26 protein-coding genes are annotated in these 24,277 nt (G+C 63.5%); 4 read left to right on the top strand and 22 right to left on the bottom strand.

The features are described 5' to 3' along the window. Window positions 1-111: 111 nt before the first annotated feature. The 13 genes from AC0V7N_RS22100 to AC0V7N_RS22040 all read right to left on the bottom strand — a co-directional run bounded on the left by AC0V7N_RS22100 (window position 112) and on the right by AC0V7N_RS22040 (window position 9,581). Entirely contained in the window at window positions 112-462 is a 351-nt protein-coding gene (locus tag AC0V7N_RS22100) for a phage upper tail fiber protein (protein WP_475450497.1), read from the bottom strand. Between the two features lie 12 nt (window positions 463-474). Further along, on the bottom strand, window positions 475-1,266 hold the full coding sequence (locus AC0V7N_RS22095; RefSeq protein WP_475450496.1) for a hypothetical protein: 792 nt from the start codon (window positions 1,264-1,266) through the stop codon (window positions 475-477). A gap of 18 nt (window positions 1,267-1,284) precedes the next feature. Next, window positions 1,285-2,220, bottom strand: a complete 936-nt coding sequence (locus AC0V7N_RS22090; protein WP_496627251.1) for a hypothetical protein — start codon at window positions 2,218-2,220, stop codon at window positions 1,285-1,287. After that, the gene (locus AC0V7N_RS22085; protein WP_496627250.1) at window positions 2,157-2,753 is read right to left on the bottom strand and encodes a hypothetical protein; all 597 of its coding nucleotides are present in this window, start codon (window positions 2,751-2,753) and stop codon (window positions 2,157-2,159) included. Before AC0V7N_RS22085 ends, AC0V7N_RS22090 begins: the two co-directional genes overlap by 64 nt. Further along, entirely contained in the window at window positions 2,750-2,914 is a 165-nt protein-coding gene (locus tag AC0V7N_RS22080; RefSeq protein WP_475450494.1) for a hypothetical protein, read from the bottom strand. The genes AC0V7N_RS22085 and AC0V7N_RS22080 overlap by 4 nt, the downstream gene beginning before the upstream one ends. Before the next feature lie 620 nt (window positions 2,915-3,534). After that, window positions 3,535-4,008 (bottom strand): hypothetical protein, encoded by a 474-nt coding sequence (locus tag AC0V7N_RS22075; protein ID WP_475450493.1) that lies wholly within the window; start codon window positions 4,006-4,008, stop codon window positions 3,535-3,537. Then, window positions 3,993-4,868: a hypothetical protein gene (locus tag AC0V7N_RS22070; protein ID WP_475450492.1), complete on the bottom strand. Its 876-nt coding sequence runs from the start codon at window positions 4,866-4,868 to the stop codon at window positions 3,993-3,995. Before AC0V7N_RS22070 ends, AC0V7N_RS22075 begins: the two co-directional genes overlap by 16 nt. Beyond that, the gene (locus AC0V7N_RS22065) at window positions 4,865-5,101 is read right to left on the bottom strand and encodes a hypothetical protein (RefSeq protein WP_475450491.1); all 237 of its coding nucleotides are present in this window, start codon (window positions 5,099-5,101) and stop codon (window positions 4,865-4,867) included. Before AC0V7N_RS22065 ends, AC0V7N_RS22070 begins: the two co-directional genes overlap by 4 nt. 186 nt (window positions 5,102-5,287) lie before the next feature. Beyond that, entirely contained in the window at window positions 5,288-5,482 is a 195-nt protein-coding gene (locus AC0V7N_RS22060; RefSeq protein WP_475450490.1) for a hypothetical protein, read from the bottom strand. Then, window positions 5,482-5,673 (bottom strand): helix-turn-helix transcriptional regulator, encoded by a 192-nt coding sequence (locus tag AC0V7N_RS22055; protein ID WP_496627249.1) that lies wholly within the window; start codon window positions 5,671-5,673, stop codon window positions 5,482-5,484. The genes AC0V7N_RS22060 and AC0V7N_RS22055 overlap by 1 nt, the downstream gene beginning before the upstream one ends. Before the next feature lie 92 nt (window positions 5,674-5,765). After that, the gene (locus tag AC0V7N_RS22050) at window positions 5,766-6,284 is read right to left on the bottom strand and encodes a hypothetical protein (RefSeq protein ID WP_475450488.1); all 519 of its coding nucleotides are present in this window, start codon (window positions 6,282-6,284) and stop codon (window positions 5,766-5,768) included. Then, complete coding sequence (locus AC0V7N_RS22045; protein WP_475450487.1) at window positions 6,284-7,411, bottom strand: tyrosine-type recombinase/integrase; 1,128 nt, start codon at window positions 7,409-7,411, stop codon at window positions 6,284-6,286. Before AC0V7N_RS22045 ends, AC0V7N_RS22050 begins: the two co-directional genes overlap by 1 nt. 1,267 nt (window positions 7,412-8,678) lie before the next feature. Further along, the gene (locus AC0V7N_RS22040; RefSeq protein WP_475450486.1) at window positions 8,679-9,581 is read right to left on the bottom strand and encodes a LysR substrate-binding domain-containing protein; all 903 of its coding nucleotides are present in this window, start codon (window positions 9,579-9,581) and stop codon (window positions 8,679-8,681) included. Window positions 9,582-9,676: 95 nt separating this feature from the next. Here AC0V7N_RS22040 and AC0V7N_RS22035 point away from each other — a divergent pair, with 95 nt between their 5' ends. From AC0V7N_RS22035 to AC0V7N_RS22020, 4 genes are all read left to right on the top strand, one after another. Then, window positions 9,677-10,699, top strand: coding sequence for an agmatine deiminase family protein (locus AC0V7N_RS22035; protein WP_475450485.1), 1,023 nt, complete (start codon window positions 9,677-9,679; stop codon window positions 10,697-10,699). Between the two features lie 69 nt (window positions 10,700-10,768). Next, complete coding sequence (locus tag AC0V7N_RS22030) at window positions 10,769-10,960, top strand: agmatine deiminase family protein (protein WP_475450484.1); 192 nt, start codon at window positions 10,769-10,771, stop codon at window positions 10,958-10,960. Window positions 10,961-10,968: 8 nt separating this feature from the next. Then, window positions 10,969-11,859, top strand: coding sequence for an N-carbamoylputrescine amidase (gene aguB / locus AC0V7N_RS22025; RefSeq protein WP_475450483.1), 891 nt, complete (start codon window positions 10,969-10,971; stop codon window positions 11,857-11,859). A 39-nt stretch (window positions 11,860-11,898) separates the two neighbouring features. Then, a complete protein-coding gene (locus tag AC0V7N_RS22020; RefSeq protein WP_496627248.1) occupies window positions 11,899-12,984 on the top strand; it encodes an extracellular solute-binding protein in 1,086 nt (361 codons plus the stop codon). Between the two features lie 25 nt (window positions 12,985-13,009). Here AC0V7N_RS22020 and AC0V7N_RS22015 read toward each other — a convergent pair whose 3' ends face one another. From AC0V7N_RS22015 to AC0V7N_RS21975, 9 genes are all read right to left on the bottom strand, one after another. Continuing rightward, window positions 13,010-13,363, bottom strand: a complete 354-nt coding sequence (locus AC0V7N_RS22015; RefSeq protein WP_475450481.1) for a TadE/TadG family type IV pilus assembly protein — start codon at window positions 13,361-13,363, stop codon at window positions 13,010-13,012. Between the two features lie 129 nt (window positions 13,364-13,492). Next, the gene (locus AC0V7N_RS22010; protein WP_496627247.1) at window positions 13,493-14,290 is read right to left on the bottom strand and encodes an IS3 family transposase; all 798 of its coding nucleotides are present in this window, start codon (window positions 14,288-14,290) and stop codon (window positions 13,493-13,495) included. Between the two features lie 13 nt (window positions 14,291-14,303). Continuing rightward, entirely contained in the window at window positions 14,304-14,639 is a 336-nt protein-coding gene (locus AC0V7N_RS22005; protein ID WP_496627246.1) for a transposase, read from the bottom strand. A 145-nt stretch (window positions 14,640-14,784) separates the two neighbouring features. Beyond that, window positions 14,785-15,225 carry a TadE/TadG family type IV pilus assembly protein gene (locus AC0V7N_RS22000; protein WP_475450479.1) on the bottom strand — a complete coding sequence of 147 codons (441 nt, stop codon included), beginning with the start codon at window positions 15,223-15,225 and terminating at the stop codon, window positions 14,785-14,787. Between the two features lie 6 nt (window positions 15,226-15,231). Then, window positions 15,232-15,483: a hypothetical protein gene (locus AC0V7N_RS21995; RefSeq protein WP_475450478.1), complete on the bottom strand. Its 252-nt coding sequence runs from the start codon at window positions 15,481-15,483 to the stop codon at window positions 15,232-15,234. 51 nt (window positions 15,484-15,534) lie between these two features. Then, on the bottom strand, window positions 15,535-16,107 hold the full coding sequence (locus AC0V7N_RS21990) for a pilus assembly protein TadG-related protein (protein ID WP_475450477.1): 573 nt from the start codon (window positions 16,105-16,107) through the stop codon (window positions 15,535-15,537). A gap of 321 nt (window positions 16,108-16,428) precedes the next feature. Next, window positions 16,429-17,973, bottom strand: a complete 1,545-nt coding sequence (locus AC0V7N_RS21985) for an autotransporter domain-containing protein (RefSeq protein WP_496627245.1) — start codon at window positions 17,971-17,973, stop codon at window positions 16,429-16,431. Beyond that, window positions 17,970-18,284, bottom strand: a complete 315-nt coding sequence (locus tag AC0V7N_RS21980) for a hypothetical protein (protein ID WP_496627244.1) — start codon at window positions 18,282-18,284, stop codon at window positions 17,970-17,972. Before AC0V7N_RS21980 ends, AC0V7N_RS21985 begins: the two co-directional genes overlap by 4 nt. Beyond that, window positions 18,281-23,017 carry a beta strand repeat-containing protein gene (locus AC0V7N_RS21975; protein ID WP_496627243.1) on the bottom strand — a complete coding sequence of 1,579 codons (4,737 nt, stop codon included), beginning with the start codon at window positions 23,015-23,017 and terminating at the stop codon, window positions 18,281-18,283. The genes AC0V7N_RS21980 and AC0V7N_RS21975 overlap by 4 nt, the downstream gene beginning before the upstream one ends. Between the last annotated feature and the right edge of the window lie 1,260 nt (window positions 23,018-24,277).

Here is a 24,277-nt window from a genome sequence, read left to right as displayed (position 1 = left end):
GGCCCGAGCGGCGGCAGCCGTCATCCTCTCCAGGTTCGACGTCGCGGCAACAGCCTGCGAGGAGTCGACCGCGAAGCCGAGTGTTGCTGTTGATGACATCAGTGGCCTCCGTCAGCCGACAATCAGATACAGCGTTGCAGGATCGGCAGGTGACAGCGCGTCATAATCAGCTTGGGAAAGCTTGACGATGCGCTCGATCGCCGGTGTCACAGCCGGGAAATCCACCGCGGCGATGTCGTAAGACAGCGTGGCGAGGTTGCTGCGCAGAGCGTGTCTGGTCGTGAAGGCAAACGGGCCTACCGTGGTGGCAGCGCTGATCGCGGTCGTCCCCAGCGATGCATCGCCCGGATTGTTGCCGAGACGCTCGATGCTTCCCGATCCAGATCCCGAAACGGTAATCGACAACGCGCTGAAGGCCGGCAGGTTGAGGGTGGTGACGCCATTCGGTGCGAGCGTTTTCATGCTCGTGATCCCCTAAGCCGCTACCTGGAAGGTGTGGAAGCCGTCTTGGACCAATTCCCCATCCCTGAACCGCCAGGTTGGAACGGTGAGCGCCTCCGCAGAGGTTGGCGGTTTCTCGTGCTTGGCCTTCTCGGCGGCGATCTCGCGTTCCACTTCCGCGCTGGCGGTTACCATCCAGGAATTGAAGAAAGAATCATTGCCGAAGTCCCCTTCGGTCTTCACCGCCCCCACCGCCATTTCGATTGCGGCCTGGGTCAGCTCGACTGCTTCCTTGGCGCTGTTGATCGCCTCGATGGCCGGCCCGTGGGCCTGTTCGATCATGCGCCGCTCGAGATCGGTGCGAAGTTCCTCGGTGAGGCCGGAAAGCGCGGCGGGGCCTTCGAATGCCGCGGTGAGGAAAGCCGGGTCAGACATCACGAGGCCTATGCGTTCGCCGTTGTCCATACCTCGCAGCATCGAACGGATTTCGCCGCGCAGCATCGCGCCGGCGATATCGGTCTTGTCGTGCTGCCTTGGCACCGCAAGACGCGAAAGATCATTCTTGATGCCGTTGGCCGTCCTCTCAGCCTCCCACATAGTCCGGCGGAGATCAGGGACCACCTTTTCGGCCGCCAGGGCTCGTACTGCATCGTTCAGACCCTTCTCCGACAGGGTGCCCGGTCCAGCCAGTTGCGAGCGGGTTTTTGGGACGGTTTCGATGAAATGAAGGGCCTTGTTGAAGGCAGCATTGAGCCGTGACAGGTCGCGACGATCGGACCATTCCGGACGCCAACGAGATTTCAATGCTTCGATACGAGTCGCCATGATCGTTTCCTTTTCGCTTTAACCGAAGCTTCGGGTGTAAGGGCTCTCCGGCGCCCACGGGTCGCGATAGGTGGTGAAGGTGCCGGACGCGGCCACCGGTCCTTGCACGGCAGCCTGAAGCACTAGATAAACCGCGCCCGCGATCACATTGGCCAAGTCATCGTGTCCGCCCGGCGGGTGGTCGACCGAATCACGGCCGCCGCGGGCTGTTCGCCGCTCAAGCCCAACGAGTTGTTCAACCGCGCGATCGTCGTCGAGCAGGGACACCCGGTTCGAATTCAGGGCGGGAACCAGGGCGATGTACAATTCCGACTTGCTGGCGTCGCTCAACCGGTAGTCGATGCCGTGGCGACGGAAGGGCTCGCGGCACCATTCGCCGCCGAACCGGTCGCCGGTGACGGACGAAAGCCCAAACGATTTCAGGATGGCCGCAAACTCGGCTGTGACCGCTTCCGGGCTGTACGGCGGCCGCTTCTCGCGGGTGAGGTCGAGAACCGCCCTGTTGCCCTCCCTGTGGCCAATGGCAAGCGTCATCGAGTCGGCAGAGCCGCCACTCGGATCGACAAAGGCACGATATCTGACACCAGACACGCGAGGCCGCGCCGTGACGTTGAGATCAATTGCCGCCTCGACCGTTTCGCGGGTCAGCAGCGTTTCGACGTCGATCCTGAACTCGCCGCCATATTCCGCAACCGCGGACGCTGCATCCCGCTTGTAAGCCTTGTCGATTTCCGCCTGTGGCAGGCTCGGATTGAATGTTTTCGATGCCCCCTTTGCTACGAGCAACAGCGGGTCACCTTCCTGCCCGTAGTCGCTTCGGTATGACCGATAAAGCTCGCCGCGCCGCGCATAGGGCGACGAGATGACGGCCAGCGGACCGCCTGTGGTGATCAGCGCCGGCCGGATGGCGGCAAGGATCTCGCGATCAGGGTTCTGGAGCCCTCGATCATCCAATACGCGATTTCGTCGCAGATGGCGGCAACAGCGGTGATCGAGCGGATGGTGCGGAAGTTGGCCGGCCTGATCTGCACATCGATCTTGGTCGACAAGCGGATGGTGTCAGCGGTCGGCTCGCCCTCGATCATGCCCGACAGAACGGGCGAATGCTGGAGCACACCGGCGATATGCGCAAAGCACCGATCGGCCTGCGATGTCGAAGCTGCCAGGACAGGCAGCACGCCGCGCTCACCGGGTGCAAGCTTGTCGCTCCAGTCGCATAGGGTGGCAACGTAGGCGCCCAACGTGCCCGCTGCACGGGTCTTGCCTCCACGGCGCCCGACGATGCACCAAAGCTCGTCGACAGGCTCCAGCGGCTCGACATCTCGTCCGGTCACTGACGTGAATAGGATGCGTTCCTCGTCGGTCAGCGGTTCGCCCATCGCGGCAATGAGCAGCGCCCTCCACACAGCCCAGGACGGGCCAGGAATGGCACTGCCGAGCAGCTGAGGGTCAGTGAGGGCCTGCCTCATGGTGACGAGCGGCTTCATGCGGCGGCTGCACCGGACAGATAGGCTTCAAGGCTGGGCTTCTGCGGCTTGGTCCTGGCGGCGATGCCGAGCGCCTTCTCTGCCCGCGCCGCCTGGTTCGCAGTGCGGACGACGTCATCGGCCACGGCTCCAGCGCCGGCCATGAAGCTTGCGCGGGTCATTTCGGCAACAACGGCAAGCTCGGCGGCGGTCTCGATCTAGGCTGCCAGGATCGGCGAAACGACACTTCCGGCAAGTGCTGAGGCGAAGACAGCGATCAGTTCGCACCGGCGGCGCCATTCGCGAGTCCGGCGATCGATCATGTCAACCGCAAGAGGCCGGCCATTCGCATGGCTGTCGGCTACGTTTGCGGCGGCTATCGCGGCGGCTATCGCGGCGGTATCGGAAAGCACTTTTGAGCCCCCATATGGTCCAACTGTTGGACATACTATCCCGAAGCACAACGCTATCGCACTGTATTTATTGGACTATCGGCGTCCACGCGTGTACAGGTTACCGCCTTGATGAGGCGGCAATCTGGAGACACCCAGCCGGAGCTTGCTTGCTTGGGGAAAATGAACGTGCTCCGAACGCGTCTGCGGCTCGCGCGCGCATGCGGAGGCAGCGCAAAGAACGCCCGGAAGAAAAGGTCTTTGTCTGGGTCTGCCGTCTGCGCTCTTCGTCTGACGTCTTTTTTCTTCTCTCTCTCGGTCTCCTGTCTACGTATGCGTCTCTGTCTCTGTCTCTGTCTCTGTATATGCATACAGTTCCGATACCGTATGCAGACACTATCGAAAGGGTTTCAGAAGGGGCTGCGGTTGTCGTCATCGTCAGCCACCATCTTCTTCGCTTTCGCAGCCCATCGGCCCTTGTTGGCCTCGGTAAACTCGACCTCCAGGATCTCTCGGATCGCATCGCTTTCGATCTCGGCAATCCGCGAGATGATGCCTGCGGCGTGCTTCTCGTTTTGTGGCGGACAGACCAGATACCAGCGCCGAATGAACACCTCCTCGGTCTCGTCGTCGTAGGCGATCAGTTCGGCCGCCTGCAGAGCCTTTCGCTCGGCTCGATACTCCTCCAGTGACCAGTCCAAATCGGCCACCGCATAGCCTTCCGGGAGGTGATAGCAGCCGGCCGAGTTCTGGTGCTGGCAGGTCATGAAATACAGGTGCAACAGCCTGGCGCGGTCGGCGCCAAGAGCGTTGAAACGCTTCGATCGCCAAATGGCAGGGGAGACCTTTGAGAATTCGCGCTTCGTCCTCATGCCGCCCTCCATCCCGAAAGTATTGACTGCAGTGATTCCAACTCGGCCGCGTTTACCGTTTCACAGCGCGCCCAGGCTTCCGGCTCAATCAGCCCTTTGATCTCCCTGTCCACGCAATCGCGCAGGTCGCGCGGGTCCATGGCGTCAAGTTCAAAGCAATGGTGCGCGTGGTTGCGGATGAACCAACGGTAGCGTTTATCGCTGCTCTTGTCGGACGCTGGAAAATACGGAAGTCCGTCCAACTGGTGAACAGTCAGGGCGATGCGCCGGAACCTGACATGGGAGCCACCATACTCGGCGAGGCGCCGCGGCAAGTCTTCCTCTGACATGTACATGCCGCTCGGGTCGTAGTCGCCGGCATAGAGGACAATCAGGGGCCGCCCGTCATCATCCTGGGCGATGTCGTTGACGGTGGTCGCACTGGCGAAACCATGCATGACACGGAAGCCGACTGCGTAATGGTCGAGCACCGGCTTCAGGACACCCCGAACGGTCCCCTTCTCAGACCACACTTCGACGCGATATGGCTGCTGATTCCAGAAGTCGCGACGATAGGACCGCGCCACGGCGCGAGCGTATTGCGCTGGATCGTCCCAGGTCGAGACGCGCTCCAACTCACGCGTCTCGTCAACGATCCAGTCCCACGGGATGTCGCCCTGTTCTCGCGCGATCCGCAGGAGCCGATAGACCTTCTGCATGTCGTTGGTCGACATCGACGGGATCAGCCCTGCCGTGAAAAGCTTGTAGCCGATGCCGCGACCGGTTATCGGCTGCATCGCCTCGGCGATCTGGTGCATCGCCTCGATCAGGTCGAGCGAGGCTTGCGCCATGCCGCGACCCTTTTTCAATCCCGGTTGAAATTGCTCGGTCATGATGCCGCCTCGCATTTCAGCTGCATGTGGGCGTGGCGATGATGCAGGCGGCAGAGCCAATCGACGTCGAGCGGCTTGTCGTAATCGGGGTGATGCGCCTCGGCATCGAGGGCGCCGCATTCCTTGCAAGGCTCCTGAATAATCAGGCCACGCTTGAGCGCCGATCGAAGGGCCGCTTGAGCCCATACAGCTTTCGGATGAGCGTTCTTCCACTTCGTTGCCGGCGAGGTCATGGGCGACCTCCCAGACAGGCAAGCTCGACCACCACGCGGGCCGTCGGCGCCGGCAGATGCCAACGGACGGCAATGAATGCCGTTGCGAAGTCATTTGCCGAAATCGAGAAGTTCGGATAAATTCCACGGATTGGTCCGTTGGAATTCCCGCCGTTCCCGATGCTACTCGGGGCGGCGGTTTCAATTTCAGGAGGGCCCATTTGCACCTCCCACTCGCAACACATGGGCCATGCGAATCGCCTCGATGGCTTGAAGCGCCGTGATGCCGAAGCGGGTTTTCATCTCAGGCACGATCGCCTGGCCGGTCGGGTCGCGTCCCTTCGCCAGCCATTCGGCCGCCGCCTGGACGGCGACGTCAGGTTCTAGGTCGATCTGGTGCATCACGCCGCCTCGACCGCTTCACAGGCCTTGCGCCAGTCGGCAGCGGCTTCTTTCGAGATCAGAACGCGCCCGCCAACCTTCATGGTGCGCGGAGCGGTACCGGCCTTCACGAGGTTGTAGAAACTTGCGCGGCTAATCCTGTGCGCGGCGCAAAACTCCGGAATGCAATAAGCTTCAAATGCGTAATCCATCGGGGTTGCTCCTGTTGAGAACAGGTCCAAGATGGATGGCGCTGGAAATTCGCTCTACGGTTGAAGGGTTATTGACGGGTGGGGTAAAGGGTTCAACCCTTTCTCTTGGTCTTCGGATTACCTCCTCCCATGGCTTCCAAAGGCCGAACTGCGGTGGCCATCGCCCCCGCCATGCGGAGGGTCACCTTTTTGCCTCCGGGAAGTGATTGGTCCATAAAGAAGTGCTCTAGTGTTTTGACAAGTGGCGGTGGCTGATCCGCTCGAATGTCGTATTTCTTGATCGCTTGGATCATAAGCAGCATGAATGGCGACAGATATAGGCCTTCAAGGTTCGGTGCTGTCGGCACCAAATGCATCGGCTTTGGATTGGCCACCAAGATTGGGACACCCCGATCCCTAATGTCTGTCCGCCACTCGCCCCATTTCAACCATTCAGAGGCGACTGCCCGTGACCAGTCTTCCGGGGAAATTTCGTAAAAGCTGCCGCCGGCCTCGTTGAAACAAAACGCCTGTAGTTCTCCCATAAAGAGTTTGTTGCGAGCGGCCTCAACGCCATGCTGCGCGACGACAGTGCGAAGCTCTGAATAGCCTGGGGGGACAAAGCTGACCATCATACGCCCCCATCGATGCGAACAACGTTGGATGACTTTACCGTTCCGAAGCGTGGCGCGCCCGCCCGCACCGCATCGGCGACGTAAGAGGGCGATAGGTGCCCGTAGTGTTTTTCAACCATCCTCGTGTCGGTGTGGCCAAGGTTCTTGGCAACGACCATCAGCGGCATCCCATTCATAACGGACAGGCTGGCCCAGGTATGCCGAAGGCCATGGAAGCCGATTGCAGGAATGATCTTGGCGTTCTTGCAAGTCTCGACCATCGGCCGGAACTGATGCGACTTCTCCCATATGCCGCCGGCCTCCGTGGTCAACAGCAGTTGGCCCCGACTTTTCCCCGTCGCGAGTTGCGCGAAAAGTTCGCTTCCCTCGTCGGTGAGGACGACATGGCGAGCCTTCGCTGACTTACTTTGCCGAATGGTCAGGGTGCCGACATCGGCGTTGAAATCCTCGACCCGGAGCCGAGCCAGTTCGCTGTAGCGGGCGCCGGTCTGCAGCGCTGCCTGGACGAGATCCCGGAAGCTGCCGCTCGACGCGTTCACCAGCCGTTGCGCTTCCGCGATCGTCAGATAGCGAACGCGGGCGCTCTCGACATCTTCGAACGGCTCGACGCGGCGCCATTCCTTATCGGATGTCACCTTGCCCTCGCGCCAGGCGTAGTTGAGTGCGGCCTTCAGGATGGTCAGAACACGGTTTGCGGTAGCGCGGCGCTGCCGGATCGATTCCGCGTCTGTCCCCATCTCCTTGAAGCGCTGTTGGACATCGGCTTTGGTTCGAAGGCGCGGCGCCGTAGCAGCGACCTTACTATGCCATTTCCGAATTTGGCTGGCGGTGAGCTTTGAGACATCGACGCTGCCGAGTTCAGGCAGAATCAGTGCTTCCGCGCGCCACCGTGCATCTTTGGAGGATTTCCGATTGCCCTCCATCCATAGGAGGTAATCGTCGACGGCCTTCTTGACGGTGTAAGCGCTGGCAACCTCGCCACTATCGCCTGATAGCCGCTTGTGAAGCTCCCTGGCCTTATCCTGGGCCTGCCAGAACGAAAGGACCGTGTTGCCATTCGCATCCAGCTTGTCGTCGGCATCCGCGATGGTCTCGACGCGGTAGTCCTGATCGCCGACATACATGCGAACCACCCACCGCCCGGCCTCTTTGCCCTTGCGGTAGCCGACATGAAGACCTGGCCCGATGCTCTTGTAATAAGGCTTGCCGCGCGGCTTCAGTTTTGCCCGCGCATCCTTGCTGTCGAGCGTAGCGTCACGAACTCTCTTTGCCATGTCCCTGCCCTGCCGTGTCCAACAATTTGTCCAATATACAGGCGTGGACCATATTGGACAAGCATAAACGCAACTGGGCACAAATCCTTATGTCGCAAGGGGTTCAGTGAATTGGTCTGGACGGCGCTGGATATATTAGAAGCCCTTTCACGGCGGTAACAGGGGTTCGATTCCCCTTGGGCGTACCAGATCTTCCCAAAGACATGCCACCGACAATTTGCACGACGTATCCGCGTCGAGCTTGGTGGAAACGCGCCGTTAACGTCGTTGGCGGGTGGCAGTATGTCGGCTCCGGTTCGAAAGTGTAAGTTCTGCACGCTCTCAGCCTTGGAGGCGGGAATGAACTTGCTGCGAACATCGCTTTTGTGCACAGCCATCATCGCCCTGGTAGGACTATCGGCCGTACACGCTGAAGATAAGCCCGTTCCGCCAGACGGCGAAGGAACGCCACTGCAGCCGCCAGTCCATTGCGAGGGGCAAAATTGCCTGCCTCCGGCCAAGGACCCCGTCCTCGACTGCAAGGGTCAGGATTGCACGCCGGCTCCGGCGACCGACCAGACGCCGGCTCCGGAGATCCAAAAGGTCAAGTAAATGGCATCAGCCAGTTTCTGAATTCTGTGAGAGCCGGGAAAACCGCACCGGCCTCGGATCAATTGGGAACCATTGGCGACGGTTCTTCGCACCGATAAACCATGCACTGACCGTCACTGGCCGGAACATAGTCAACCATCGGCACAGAAGGAGCATCGCACTCATTGCCGAACTGGCGGACATAGCGATCATAAGTGTTCGGTCCGGTGCTCAGCACAGCGGCATGTTGGCTCTGAATCAGGGGCCTGAGTCTGTGCACACGTCATTTTCCGCGTGTCAGGCCGAGCGTTGGCAAAATTTGTAGCGGCAATCACCATCGCTGCCGTGCAAAGCACAGTCCTGCATGTGGGCATCGTGGCATCCTCGCAAAACCTCGTACCACCCAAATTCGCATCTTGTGACGGAGTTCCGCAACCTTGGTGCTGTCACGATGCAGCGAGCGGGCCGCCATCGCCCCGATTTCGGCACGGCCTGAGCCTCCACCGCAGTGACGAGCGGATCAGGTTCGTTCCGGGACCGCATTTGGTCATGAACGATGCTGGGGAGGAGCCATCTGCGCCTGCTCGCCCAGCCACTCCCAGGTCCCCAGCACATCGACATCCCGGAACCGATCCCGGGTGGAAATCGCATACCATCCACGCCCCGCATCAAGGACGAGTTCGTATGGCTGCACGAGGCTCCCCGAAGCGATCGCCTCTGCCGCCAAAGTCAGGCTGCCCAACGCCACACCCTGGCCTTGCTCGGCGGCCGCGAGCGCCAGGTCGCTGTCGCTGAAATTGCTTCCGTGCCAGGTGCCGTTCGGCTCCATGCCGACACTGCGCAACCAGTCCGCCCAGCCGGTCGGGCGCTCGTCGTGGATGAGCGAGGCGCCAAGCAGGTCGGCGGGCGTGCGCAGCGTGCTGGCCAGATCCTTCGTCGCGACAGGTGATAGAAAATCGCTGACGATCAGCAGGCTTTCGCAGCCTTCAGGAGGCGCGTCCGCGTAGACGATTGCGAGGTCGAGTTCCATGGTCTCGAAATCGACAGGCGCGCCGCTGGTGTCGAGCCATGGTTCGCAGGCCGGAACGGCCGCCCGCAAGGCCGGCAGGCGATGCAGCAGCCAGCGCCGGCTGAAATCACGCGGCGCATAGATCACGACGCTGCCAGGCTTTCTATAGGGCTCCAGGCGCCGGTAGCCCTCCTCCAGAAGGTCGAGGCAGCGGCGCACGGTGCGCTGATAATCGCGTCCGGCATCGGTCAGCCGCACCTCGCGGCCGAAGCGCATGAACAGGGGCTGACCGATATGACCCTCGAGCAGGCGCATCTGATGGCTGATCGCCGACTGGGAGAGGCCAAGCTCTTCAGCGGCGCGGCTGAAACTTTCCAGGCGCGAGGCTGCCTCGAACCCTTTCAGGAACTGCGTCGGCGGAATATGCCGGAACTTCACCATTCATGAATTCCATTCACTGAAGTCAGGAATCCTTCTCAGTTGTACGGCGGCTGGTGCCGATTAACAATGAGTTCAATACATGAATGGAGAGTTTGATGAACGCCATCGAATGGCCGGCGCAGCATTTGAAGATCCGGCGTCCGGCGGAGTTCGAGCCGCATGCCAGGACATGGATGGCCTGGCCGCATAGGCAGGACATGTATGGCGCCACCCTGCCCGCCATGCAAAAAGCCTATGCCGATGTCGCCCACGCCATCGCTGAGTTCGAGCCTGTCACCATGGTGGCCCATCCCGACCATGCCGATGGCGCCCGTGCGCAGCTTGGACCCCGGATCGAACTGGTCGAAATTCCGATCGACGATTGCTGGATCCGCGATTCCGGCCCGACCTTCGTGAAACTGGTCGATGGCGGCCTTGCCGGCGTGTCCTGGCGTTTCAATGCCTGGGGCCGCAAACATGAACCCTATGACCAGGACAATGCGCTGGCCGAGCGGCTGCTGGCCCGTGAGGACGCATCCATCCTGCGCTCCTTCCTGCATTGCGAAGGCGGCTCGCTGACGACCGACGGGCAAGGCACGCTGATCGCGACCGAAACCAGCCTGCTCCATTCCAACCGCAACCCCGGCATCTCCAAGGCCTGGGTGGAGAAGGAGCTCATACGCATGCTCGGCCTCGAAAAGGTCGTGTGGCTTCCCGGCGATCCGCTGGATCTGGAGACCGACGGCCATGTCGACGGCATGTGCTGCTTCGTCAGGCCCGGCGTGGTGATGTTCGAATTCAATCCCGATCCGTCCGACCTGCACGGCCGCATCCTTGCCGACAATCTTGCCGCACTTGCCAGCCAGACCGACGCGCGCGACCGCCATTTCGAAGTCATCCCTATCCCCGAGGCCTACGACGTCGAGGCAACAAGTGCTGTATTTGCCCGCTCCTACATCAATTTCGCGCTTGCCAATGGCGGCGTCGTCATGCCGGATTTCGGGCGCCCGTCGAGTGAGGAAGCCAAGGCTGCGGTTGCCAGCGCCTTCCCCGACCGCCGCATCGTCACCGTCGATGTCGGCGCCGTCGTGCCGGCAGGCGGCGCCATCCACTGCATCACCCAGGAACAGCCTCTGTAGGCGGGTCCAGCGATGAGGACATCATGGACACGACGTCACGCCATCATGGCAGCAACAGGGTGGGCACTCATGCCTGAGATTGCGATCACGACAGCCAGGGCCGAAAGCTGGAAGGGTCACCGTGCCTTCCGAGCCGATGCCCTGGCGAGCGAAACGCTTGGCCGACTGCACCCGGACCGCCGCATCGTCGCGCTCGACATGGACCGCATCTACGAGAATGGCGGCGGCATCCACTGCGTCACACAACAGCAACCGAGGTGAGGTGACCCATGCGCCAACTGATCGCCGCCGCTGTCCAGATCTCCTGCACCGATGAGGTCGAACGCAATCTCGACAAGCTCGAAAATCATGTCCGCGAAGCCGCAAGGCGCGGTGCCGGGCTTGTCGTGCTGCAGGAACTGTTCGAAGGCGTCTACTTCTGCATGGACGAGGATATCAGGCACAACAGCCGCGCCCTCCCCCTCGATGGCCACAAGACCATCGCACGCATGGCGGCGCTGGCGCGCGAGACAGGCGTCGTCCTGCCGGTTTCGCTGTTCGAACGCGACGGCTCGGCGTTGCACAACACGCTGGTCATGATCGACGCGGATGGCAAGGTGCTCGGCCACTACCGCAAGAGCCATATCCCGAACAGTCCAGGCTATTCCGAAAAACTCTATTTCGCCGACGGCGACACCGGTTTCCGCGTCTTCGAAACCGCCGCCGGCAAGATCGGCGCCGGCATCTGCTGGGATCAGTGGTTTCCGGAAGCCGCCCGCGCCATGGTGCTGATGGGCGCCGAGGTGCTGATCTATCCCACCGCCATCGGCTCGGAACCATCCTTTCGTGGCTGGGATTCCCGCGACCATTGGCAGCGCGTCATGCAGGGCCATGCCGGCGCCAATCTGACCCCGGTGATCGCCGCCAACCGGGTCGGCGTCGAGACGGGGCAAACAAGCGAGATCGTCTTCTACGGCTCATCCTTCATCGCCGATCACACCGGCGCAAAGCTCACTGAGGCCGACCGCGTCAACGACAGCGTGATCACGGCAGCTCTCGACCTCGACGAGATCGCCGCCGCGAGGCGCAGCTGGGGCGTGTTCCGCGACCGGCGTCCCGATCTTTACGGCGTGCTGCTGGAGCCGACGCCGGACCGCCTGCTTGCCAAAAATGCGGCCTGACTGAACAGCCCCGTCCGGGGCTCACCAACGGAGGACATGATGAAACATTGGCTCGCGCTCGCCGCGGCATGCCTTTTTGCGACCTCGGCGCAGGCCGAGGAAAAAATCCTGCATCTCTATTCCTGGGAGTCCTATTTCGGGCCGGGCAGCATCGAAAAGTTCGAGGCGGAGACCGGCATCAAGGTCACCTACGACATGTTCGATTCCAACGATATGGTCGAAACCAAACTGCTCACCGGCGGCTCGGGCTACGACCTCGTCACCATCAATCTCGCGCCGCATCTGCAGCGCGAATTGCCGACAGGCGTCTGGGCGGCGTTGGACAAGAGCCGCCTCTCCAACCTCGGCAATCTCGACCCAGCCGTCGTCGCCCGCCTCGACGAGGTCGACAAGGGCGGCGCTCACGGCGTGCCGTGGATGTGGGGAACGACCGGTGTCGGCTATAACGTCGAAAAGATCCGCGCGATCATGCCCGATGCCCCGGTCGACTCGCTGCGCATGCTTTTCGACCCTGAAATAACAGCCAAATTCGCACCGTGCGGCATCACCATGCTCGACGACGCCGAGCAGGTGCTGGGCCTGGCGCTGATCTATCTCGGCCTGGATCCGGACACCACCAATCCCGACGAGCTGCAGAAGGCGGTGGACGTGGTCGCGAAGGTGCGCCCGTACGTGCGCAAATTCCACAGCTCCAGCTACATCAACGACCTCGCCGAAGGCGATGCCTGCCTGTCGCTCGGCTTTTCCGGCGATATGCACATCGCAGACATCAGGGCCAAGGAAGCAAAGCGCCCGTACTCCATCACCTATCGCCTGTCGAAGGAGGGCAATCTGGTGTGGGCCGACATATTGGCGATACCGAGCGACGCCCCCCATCCGGAAGCAGCGCACGCCTTCATCGACTTTGTGTTGCGTCCGGATATCGCCGCCTCTGCGGCCACGGACACCGGCTTCTCGACCGCGAACAGGGCAGCACTTCCACTGCTCGACGAGACATTGCGCGCCGACCCCAATCTCTATCCCTCGGCAGAAGCCCAGAAGCGCTTGCATCTGCCGAAAGCGCTCGATCAAAAAGCGCTGCGGATGTGGTCGAAAGCCTGGGACCATGCCAAGGGTCTCGAATAGCGAACATCCTGAGCGGCCCGCGAGCCTAACTGCCCACCAGCGGCACGGTAACGGTGGTGGCGTAGTTGATCGGGAAGGCGCTGAGGTAAGGGAAGTCGACAACGAAGGCATAGGTGGCGGTCAGATGCGCCATGCGGAAGCCGCTGCTTGCCGGGTCGATGGCGATCGTCACATTCACATCCTTCAAACCCAGGGCCTGCAATTTCTGCGTGGCGATCGCTTGGATGTCGGCCTGGGTCAGCGTGTTTTGAAGCTGCAGCGAGCGGGATGACGTCTCCAGCGTATAGCGGACGCTGAAGACGGAGTTCATCGACCAGCCCAGGGCGAAAATCCCGAACAGCAGTATGATGAGGAACGGCGCGATCAGCGCGAACTCCAACCCGGCCCCGCCCGATCGATCCCGTCTGAAGGCGCTTGCCCTAAAGCAATTCCAGGAAAAGTGCGTAGCGGTTTTCCCGGGAAAAGCGCGCAGCGCTTTCCTGGAGTGCGCCCCTCGGAGCGGACAGGATCAGGCGGCAGTTTTGACCATCTTCCGGGCGTGTTGGTCTTCGAACTGTTGCGGGCTGAGATAGCCGAGCGCTGAGTGCAATCGGCGAGTGTTGTAAACCTCATCAATGAAGCGGGGAAGGTCCTCAGCGACGTCGGTGAAGGTTTCATAGGCCATCGGATAGATGGCTTCGACCTTCATCGTCTTCATGAAGCTTTCCGCTTTGGCATTATCGTAGGGATTGCCGCGCCGACCCATCGATCCAATAAGATCGTGCTCGGCGAGAAGATTGCGATAGAGGAGCGCGGCATATTGCGCGCCTCGATCCGAGTGATGGACGCAGCCCGGCGGCGGCTTTCGCCGTTCGATTGCCGCCTTCAATGCTGCAACGGTCAAGCGCGCGTCGATCGACCGGCCGATGGCGTAACCAACGACCTTGCGGGACCAGGCATCCAAGATGACCGCGACGTAGACGAAGCCTGCCGCAATCGCCACGTAGGTTATGTCGCTTACCCAAAGCCGGTTCGGGCCATGGAGTGTCACGTCCTTCGCCAGGTTCGGGAAGATCGGCAATTCATGATTGCTGTCCGTGGTGGCGATGAAGCGTCGCCTGATCCTGGGTTGCAGATCATGCTCGCGCATCAATCGTCTGACCTTCTTGTGGTTCACGACAATGCCGCTCTGCCGCAGCGCCGCCTGCATGCGGCGATAGCCGTAGGCTTCGAAGCTGTCGGAGATCTCACCCATCGTCTCGACGAGCGCTGTGTCATCCACGGCGGTTTCGGGCTGATCGTAGTAGGTTGATCGCGCGATCCCCATCAGCCGGCATCCTTCAGCGATGGAGACACCGCGGGCCGGTGATCACGGATGTAGGCCCGCTTCTGGGACGTGGTGCGCTTTTCAGAGCCCCCTTTAGAAACTCGATTTCCAAGGCTTGCCGGCCTACCAGCCGCTCCAGCGCGGCGATCCGAGCTTCATAGGTCTGCATCGTCTCGGCCGCCGCTACATCCTCGTCGAAGGCGCCGGCCTCGTATTTCTGGACCCAGATACGGATCAGGTTACGCGCTAGTTCGTGCCGCCTGGCCAGACCATGAAGCGTCTCACCGGAGAGGAACTCTTGCACTACCTGACGTTTGAACTCGATGCTGTGCGCGCGATGTGCAGTCATGGCTTCCATCCTTCGAAAGCCCGGCTTCCAAGTCAATTCTGCTTAGTCAATCTGTCCGCTCCGAGGGCGCACTCCATTCCCTTGGGAATTGCGTGAAAACAAAGAGACGGAGCGGTTCAGCGTTCCCATGAAACGGTGAACCGCTCTACCGGACACGGATCACCTCCAGGTGGCCAACGACGCTTGGGGCAGAAAAGACACCGAAGGTGAAGGGCGGTGTCCAGGTGGCCGATGCCTGGATCTGAACAAAGACCGATGGCACCTTTGGCCCACTGCACAAGGTGGAAGCATCGACCACGGTCGTCCCGCACATGTAGATCCGGCTTAGCGTGACCTGGCCGTCCGCTGGCCGCTTCTCCCAGCTCGACATGGCAACGGCCTGCGTCGCCGTATCATTGCTCGAGCCTTCCATGATCAGATTGGCGGCGGTCTTCACGCCGGCGCGCATCGACAGCGAACTCGTCACATAGGACCAGCCGTCGATGATACCCAGCAGCGCCGCGCACAGAAAGGGCAGGACCAACGCGAACTCGACCGCGGCAACGCCCGAGTCATCGCCAAGGGTCGGCTTTGATCGGCGTTCCACGGAAGGCTACTCGACCAGTGCCACGGACTGCGTGGCCGGAATGTCGCGCATTCCGAGGCTCGTGCAATCCTGGTTGATGGTTGAATTCCCTGACCATTGGATCAGGTCCGCAACGACCTGGGTGCACCCGTTCTTGCCAGAGAAATTGCCGAGATAATTGACCTGCTGCTTGGGGAAATAAAGCGCGCCTGTCAGCAGCGAATCCGCCGTGCCGTTGAAGGTGCTCTGTCCGCCGGTGCTCGTTCTGTCGCCATACATCAGCACGCCGGAATAGGTACCGGACGTCGGCGCGCTCAGCGACCCCTGATATCAGGCAATCAGCCTGGAGGCCTGCCGAGCCCTGAAGCTTTTGGCGTCCGAGGCGATCGAATTGGCCATGACCGAGCAGCCGATGAGCGTCACGCTGGTGTTGCCGGAAAACAGCGCCGCCTGCGAAGCGGATGGGTCGAGCGCAAGCACGCAGGCCTTCGAAGCATTGGTGATGAGGGCCACCGCCCTCGCCTGTTCGGGGACCTGACCTCGCGTGAAGATCGAGGTGAACATCCGGTCGAGGTTCTGGCCGACGATCACCTCGACCGCCTTCTTCGCCGTGTTCGGTCCGGACGCGGGCGGCGTGTTGACGACGATCGTACCCGAGCCAAGCCCATTCGTCGCCGCCGACTGGGTCGCGGCCGCGACGATCGTCGGCGTGTCGGAACCCGAGATTTTCTCCAGCGCGCCGGCATAGGCCGCGGCATCGGCCGTCGCCTGCGGTTTCAGGCTGTTGTAGTACCAGTAGGAGGTCTCCACACCGAAGCCGTCGGCGCCGACAACGATCGGCAGGCTGAGGGCGAAGATGGTGGCAACATTTGCCCTTGTACTCCGGCGTATACCGGTCGCCATGACCCGAATTAAGGTGAAGCAATTGAAAGCCATCGCTTAAATTAGAAAGAACGCATATATGAAGGAACGGCTAAAAAGTTCCGTTCATTTTTGAATTGGCTTCAAACAGCCGGACGTTGGCTGACCGGTGGCCGGCAGATCGGAGGCATCGACGCTTGCCTCCGCTGCGCGGCTACTGGGTCACTTGTCGCCTGCCGCACAATGGTCCCGTCAAGTAGTGGTAGGCAACCCCGCCGCGCCGGCGCGGGTTTTCTTCATCGCGATGTCTGCGTGCACCGATAGGTCGCCGTGTATTTATCGGCGAGCGATCCTTACCCTCGCCTACCAGTTCACCCTGAACCCGACATTGCCGCCGTAGGTCTGCACCTTGTCGGCGAACTTGCCATCAAAAGTGGCGAACACCGAGGTGCTGGAGCTCCAGTTCAGCTTGACGCCGGCGTTGACGGCGACCGCGTCTTCCGCGGCTGCAGCGCCCTGGATGACGAAGGAATAGCCGGGCGCTGCCTGGAAGCCTGGTTCGACCGAGCGGTCCGGCTTGAAGTCGTGCACCCAGGCCGCACGGCCCCAAGCCTGCAGCGTCTTGCTCTCGCCGATGGCCATCGTCGTGTCGAGTTGCAGGCCGAGCGAGACCGGCAGCGAGATGACCGTGCGGCTGTCGAAGTCGAGGCCGAGCGCTCCGTCGCTGGTCGACTTTTCCGAGAAGGCCTGCATCGCCAATGCCTGGAACTGCAGTCCGGCGAACGGCGTGATGGCGCCGGCGCCGAATGGCTGCCGCCAGCCGGCTTCGAGGCTGGTGCCGAAGCCCGCGCTCATGAAATCGCCGGTCCAGTGTTCCCTGGTGATGGCCGGCACAGGATTAAGCGGATCAGGCGCGCCCGGAACCGAGGTGAAGCGGTCGGTCGTGTTGCTGTAGAGATCCATCGCCAGCGAGCCGTTGATGTAGAACTGGCCCCATTTGCGCGCGCCATAGGCGCCGGCATGGCCGCCGATGATGTTGCCGGAGGTTTCGCGATCCGGCACGGCGAAGGATCCGGCGACGCCGCCCAGCGCGAAGCCCATCAGGACATCGGGATCGCCCTGTGAGTCCAAGCCGACGGCGAAGTTGCCCGACTTGTAGCCAAGGGCCGCGCTGCCAACCACGGGATCGCCGGAAGCCACGCCCGAATTGCCGCCCGCCGTCGCCCAGTATTTCCAGCGCTGCTCGTTGGGCGCCTTGGTCAAGGCATCGAACGGATTGGCCTTGCCCGGCGGTTCGGCATACGCCTCCGGCGCTTTCAGCGACTGGCTCATTGGATCCGTCGCCAGGCCCATGCGCCAGGCGTCGGCCTGCCGGTTCATCTGGGTCAGGAAGGTGCTGTTGGCGTCGAACTCCGGCTGCTGGAAGCCGCTGATGCCCTCGCCCGAGATGGCGTCGTAGACGGCGCCAAGCTGGTCGAGCGTCGGGATGTAGAAGATCGCATTGGCGATCTTGGTGAAGTTCGGTGATGTCTGATCCGTCTGGATCGCGTTGATCGCTGACCCGACCGCCGTCTGGTTCTCGGTCAGGCCGGTGCGGGCGAAATTGATGTCGACGTTGAGGACGACATCGTCAGGGTCGGGATATTTCAGCGAGTACTGCGCTACGGCACTCGGGATCGTATCCAGCTTCAGCCCATTGTTGGTGACACCGCCCTGCGCCTCCAGGATGATGTAATCCTGGTTGCCTGGCTTCGCCGCGCCTGGGTTCATGATGTTGATGCTGACCAGGCCGTTGACGTCGGCGGTCCCGGTCACATTGATGCGGTCCGCCTCCGGATCGAGGTCCAGGTCGAGCAGATAGACGCCGCCGAGCGACTGCGACCAGTTACCGGTGACTTCGGTCGTCATAACGCGGTCGAGGCCGCCGGGAGCAGCAAAACCGTCATTGTTGAACGGCCGGCAAGGTCGAGATAGACCGTGTCGCCCATCAGGTAGACCGCGTTGGTCTTGTTGTTGAAGATGTTGAGACCGGCTCCGAGGTCCATCGATCCGACCGTCAGATACTTGTTGTCGAACGTTTCGTTGCCGATGCCGCCGCGCATGGCGTAGCCGTCGATCAGCGACACCGAACGGACGGTGCCGTTGTTGGTCAGCACATTGTCCTTGCCGTCCTTGTAGCCGACACCGGCACCGGCACCCGAGCCGCCGGTGATCGTCACGCCGCTGCCGATGGTGACGTTGATGTCGCCATTGTCTGCAATGTCACCAGTGCCGCCGGCGCTCTGCTCAATAAGCGCGAAGGAATTCTTGCCGGTGACAGGTCGGCCGTCTGCGTGAAGGTGATGGCGCCGCCGGTGCCGCCGCCGCCGGCGCTGCCCATGAAGCCTTGCGGTGCGACGGCCATGGCCATCATCATGCTGCTTGCGGCCGGCGCCTGGTCGAGGCCGAGATAGTTGCCGGAAAAGCCGCCGACACCACCGCCGCCGCCAATGCTCTGGCCGAACACGCCGACTGAATTGTCGCCGGTGATCAGCATCGCGACATTGCTGTTGATCGTCACCACACCACCATTGCCGCTGCCGCCGGCAACGGCCTGGACGATGCCGTCAGTGCCCGCCGTCACCACGCCGCCGCCACCACCGACAGACTGCGCGAAGATGCCGACCGAGCCATTACCGGTCAGCCTGATCTGCCCCGTATTGGTGACGGTGACGTCACCGCCCTTGCCGGTCGCGCCGGTGTCGCCGCCGATGAACACCGGCACGCCGATCGCCGCGGCAATCGCGGTGCCGCCCGAGCCGCCGCCACCGCCGACCGATTGCGCGAAGATCGCCACCGAATTGTCGCCGTCGAGCTGCATGGCGCCATTGTTGATGACGGTGACGACGCCACCGTCGCCGCCGGCAGCACCCTTGCCGCCGAGCGCGATCGCGAGTCCGGGCGGGCCGCCCGAGACGGAATAGGACGCGCCGCCGGAACCGCCGCCGCCGCCCACCGACTGTGCCATGATGCCGGTCGAGCCAAAACCCTGGGTGTGGATGATGCCGTCGCTGAAATTGGTGACGTTGACGTTGCCGCCCTTGCCATTGGCGCCGCCGTCGCCGCCGATGCCGAAGGTGAAGGCGCCGGGCGCGGGGCTCGCCGCCACGCTCATGGCGCCGGTGCCGCCACCGCCGCCGATCGATTCGGCGAAGATCGCGATCGACGAGGCCGAAACTGTCGTGATGTCGCCATGGTTGTTGACGGTGACGACGCCGCCATCGCCCGAACTGCCGCCGCCACCGCCGACGCCTATCGCCACCGGCACGATGCTGACGCCGAAAGCGCCGCCGCCCGAGCCGCCACCGGCACCGACCGATTGTGCGAAGATGCCATGCGCGCCGACGCCTTCAACCGTGATCGTGCCCGCGGCATTGTTGTTGACGGTGACCGCACCGCCGGAACCCTGACTGCCGGCGATGGTGCCGTTGCCAACATCGCCGCCCTTGCCGCCAACGGCGATGAAGCCGATCGCGCGGCCGCCCGAACCACCGCCGCCGCCGACCGACTGGGCGTTGATGCCGTCCGCACCGGCGCCGTAGGTGTGCAGGCTGTTGTTGTTGGTGACATTGACGATGCCGCCGATACCCGACGAGCCGCCGGCGCCACCGATCGAGATAAGGGCCGGGATCGAGCCGGTGATGCCGCCATTCTTGCCACCGCCCGAACCACCGCCGCCGCCCACCGACTGCGCCTGGATCGCGTAGGAATCGATGCCGTGCGTCTCGATCATCGCATCGTTGATGACATCGACCTGGCCGCCGGAGCCGCTGGCGCCGCCGGAGCCGCCGACCGCGATCGCGCTGATGCCGAGCGAGCCGCCGGCACCACCGCCACCGCCGATCGATTGCGCGAAAATGCCAACCGAATCATCGGCATGGGTGAGGATGCCGCCGTAATTATTGACCGTGACGTGACCGCCGGTGCCGCCCGCCTTGCCCGAGCCGCCGAGCGACAACAGGCCGCCGGCGCCACCGCCCGTGCCGCCACCGCCACCGACCGACTGCGCGAATATGCCAGCCGAATAGCCCTGCTCCGGGTCGGCGCTCGGCGCGCCCTCCGCCGGCGGCGTCGGCGACGTGCCGAATGTCTGGATGATGGCCATACCGGCCTGGCTCAGGTCGGTCTTGCCGTTGGTGATGGTGACCGAGCCGCCATTGCCGGCGGCCTTGCCCTGGCCGCCGATGCCGACGGTGCCGAGCGCGCCGGCCTCGCCGTCGCCGCCATCGCCGCCGCCGCCGCCGATCGACTGGGCATGGATGCCGTCCGACTTGGTGCCGTTGGTCGTGATCACGCCTTCATTGGTGACGATCACGGTACCGCCATTGCCGCCGCCGGCGCCATTGCCGCCAATGGCGACCGTACCGGACCTGGTCAGGCTGCTGGTGCCGAGCGGCTTCAAGAGCAGCGTCGGATCGACCGGCACGTAAGGTATCGCAAGCAGGCCGCCCGTCCCCACATAGGCGTCGCCGCCGATGCCGCCACCGCCGCCGATCGACTGCGCGACGATGCCGGACGACTTGTCGCCATGGGTGGTGATGAAATCATAATTGCCGACGTCGACCATCTCGGCGTCATTGCCGGTTCCCCCGGCGCCGCCGACCGTCGCCTGCAGGTTCCAGTTCGGCTTGCCGCCGGCCGGTTCACAGACTTTCGTAAGGGTGCATTTCGCACCAAGCTGCAGCGAGATCGAATTGGCGCGGCCGCCTGTGCCGCCGCCGCCGCCGATCGACTGCGCCAGGATGCCGAAGGCGCCCATGCCGTTGGTTTCGATGCCGCCATACTGTCTGATGGTGACGTTGCCGCCCGTATTGCCGTTACCGGCCGCGCCGCCGACGGCGACACTGACATTGACCTGCGTGCCCGCATTGTTGCCGTTGAGGCCGAGCACGCCGGTGATGGCGTTGCCGCCGGAGCCGCCGCCACCGCCGACCGACTGCGCGAAGATGCCGTAGGCGCCGTCGCCATTGGTCGTGGTCTGGCCGACCGCGAGCAAGCCGGTCTGCAACAGGCCGTGATTGGTCACGAAGACGTCGCCGGCAAAGCCTGCGTCGCCGCCGAAGCCGCCGACCGTGACGCCGGCATTGAAATTGGTTCCGGTGCCGAGCGAGCCGATGACGGCCGAGACGGCCATGCCGCCATTGCCGCCGCCGCCGCCGATCGACTGTGCCTGGATGGCATGGGATTCGACGCCGTAGGTCGAAATCGCACCGGTGTTGTCGATCGTCACCTTGCCGCTGTTGGTGCCGGCGCCGCCGAAGCCGCCGACGCTGGCCGACAGGGTCTTGGCATCGGTGCCGGCAATCACGCCGGAAATCGCCATGCCGCCATTGCCGCCACTGCCGCCAACCGATTGTGCAAACAGGCCTATGGACTGATCGCCAGTGGTGATGGTCGAGCCGTGGCGCGTCAGCAGCACTTCGCCACCCGTGCCGCCGCCACCGCCCTCGCCGCCGACCGCGGCGGTGATCTGGTTGCCGCCCTCACCGAGGTTGAGCGCCGCCGCCACGCTGAGCCCGCCGGTGCCGCCGCCACCGCCGACCGACTGCGCCAGCACGCCGAAGGCCTTGTCGCCGCCGGTCTGGATGATGCCGGTGGAATCGACCGTGACCTTCTCGGCGTCGCCGCCGGAACCGGCGCCGCCGCCGAGTGATACCGAGACCGCGCCGTTCTTGCTCGGGTTCTTGCCGAGTGAGCCTTTGATTGTCGCGGCAAAGGAGAACCCGCCATTGCCGCCACCGCCGCCGACGGACTGCGCCAGGATGCCGTTCGCGCCATTGCCTTGGGTCAGGATGTTGTCGACCGAGGTGACGTTGACGGTCTTGCCGTCACCGGAGCCAGCTCCCGAACCGCCGACAGACACGGCGATCGCGGCCTTGGCATTTTGGCCGGTGACCGAAACAGCACCGGAGAAGCCGCCATCGCCACCACCGCCGCCGACCGATTGCGCGAAGATACCGTTCGAATCCCCGCCAACGGTGTGGATGGTCGCGTTGTTGTTGGCGAGCGTGGTGCCGACATTGCTGTTGACGATGACGCGGCCGCCATCCTGGCCGGTGCCACCATTGCCGCCGACGCTGACGGAAGCGCCACCGGCGCCGTCGACGACCATCTCTCCGGAAATGGCGAAGCCGCCGGTGCCGCCACCGCCGCCGATCGACTGGGCAAGGATGCCGTTAGCCTTGTCGCCGGTCGTGTCGATCGTGCCGATGTTGTTGACCGTGACCAGCTGGGAGGTGCCGCCCTTGGCGCCGGCGCCGCCGACGGAAACCGCCGCGGCTGCTTTCTGGCCCGCGCCGGCGATGGTCACTGCAGCGCCACCATTGCCGCCGCCGCCGCCGACGGATTGCGCCAGTATGCCGTTCGAACCGTTCTTCAGGGTGACGATGTTGCCGGTTGAAGTCACGGTGACCGTGTCGGCATTGCCGCCGCCCTTGCCTGAACCGCCGACACCGACGCCGATCGCGCCGGCACCCGTGGTGATCGCCAGCGCGCCGGTGAAGCCGCCATTGCCGCCGCCGCCGCCGATCGACTGCGCCAGGATGCCGTCGGCTTTCAAGCCTTCGGTCCTGAGATCACCGGTCGAGGTGACGGTCACCGCTTTGGCGTCGCCGCCATTGTCGCCCGAACCGCCGACACCGATGGCGAGACTGCCGGTGCCCTGCCCGGTCAAAGTGCCGGCCACGGCGCCACCGCCATTGCCGCCGCCGCCACCGACCGATTGCGCGAAGATCGCATGCGAACCATCGCCATCGGTCTCGATGTTGCCGTGGCTGGTGACGGTCACGACCGCGGCGTCGCCACCGCTCGAGCCGGAGCCGCCAACCGCGACACTGGCCGCCATATCCTTGCTGCCGGCCAGCGCAATGGCAAAACCGCCATTGCCGCCACCGCCGCCAACCGACTGCGCCATGATGCCGAAGGAGTCTTCCCTCCGGTCAGGATGTTGTTGTAGCTGGTGACGGTGACCGTATCGGCGGTCGAGCCGGATCCGGCGCCGCCGCCGATGCTGACGCCCAGCCCACCGCCGCCGAGCCCGACGCCGAGGCTGCCGGCGAAGCCGCCCGAACCGCCGCCGCCGCCGACCGACTGCGCGAAAATGCCGGATGAATTGTCGCCCTGGGTCCAGATCGACACAGTGTTCGAGGCCGGCGCCTGCAGCACCGGCTGGCCATTGGAGTCGACGAGGCTGTAGCTGTTGACGACCACCTTGCCAGCGGTCGAGCCGGTGGCGCCCGTGCCGCCGACGCCAACGCCGATGCCGGCATTGCCTGTCGTGGCCGAGCCGGCGACGGCGAAGCCGCCATTGCCGCCGCCGCCGCCGATCGACTGCGCCAGGATGCCGTTGGAGAATTTGCCCGTCGTCGTGATCGTGCCGGTGCTTGTCACCGTCACGTCCTTGCCGACGCCGCCGACGCCGCCCTTGCCGCCGATCGCGACCGATGCCGTCGCCGCATCGGGATCGCCGAGCGCACCGGTGACGGCAACGCTGAAGCCGCCATTGCCACCGCCGCCGCCAATCGACTGGGCGATGATGCCGGACGAATTGTCGAAATTGGTCGAGATGTTGCCGGTCGAGGTGACTTTGACGATGTCGGCGCTGCCGCCGCCAGCGCCGCTGCCGCCAAACGCCACGCCGACAGCGATCGACTTGCCGCCGGCAAGCGTGCCGGCGAAGCCGCCATTGCCACCGCCGCCGCCGACCGATTGCGCCAGGATGCCGGCAGCGCCCGTGCCGCGAACACCACCCGATATGAAGCCGGCGCCCGTCGAGATGTTGCCTGTCGAGATCACGGTGACATCGAGGCCGTTGCCGGCCGCGCCGCCCTTGCCGCCAAGCGCCACGCCGATACCGGCATCCTTGGCAAGCGCCAGCGAAACGGTCGAACCGCCATTGCCGCCACCACCGCCGACCGACTGCGCCAGAATGCCGATCGCCTGGTCGCCATAGGTGGTGATGTCGCCGGTCGAGGTGACGCGAACGGTTTCCGCGCTGCCGCCGCCGGCGCCATTGCCGCCAAGCCCGACCGCGGCGCTGACGCCCTGCAGCGTGATCGCGCCAGCACCAGCGAAGCCGCCATTGCCGCCACCGCCGCCGACCGACTGCGCCATGATGCCGATCGACTGGTCGCCATGGGTCTGGATGTTGCCGGTCGAGGTCACCGTCACCTCG

This window comes from Mesorhizobium kamtschaticum, from assembly GCF_056174585.1.
The sequence above is the reverse complement of the archived record's forward strand: the minus strand, read 5'-3'. Positions and strand labels throughout refer to the sequence as shown.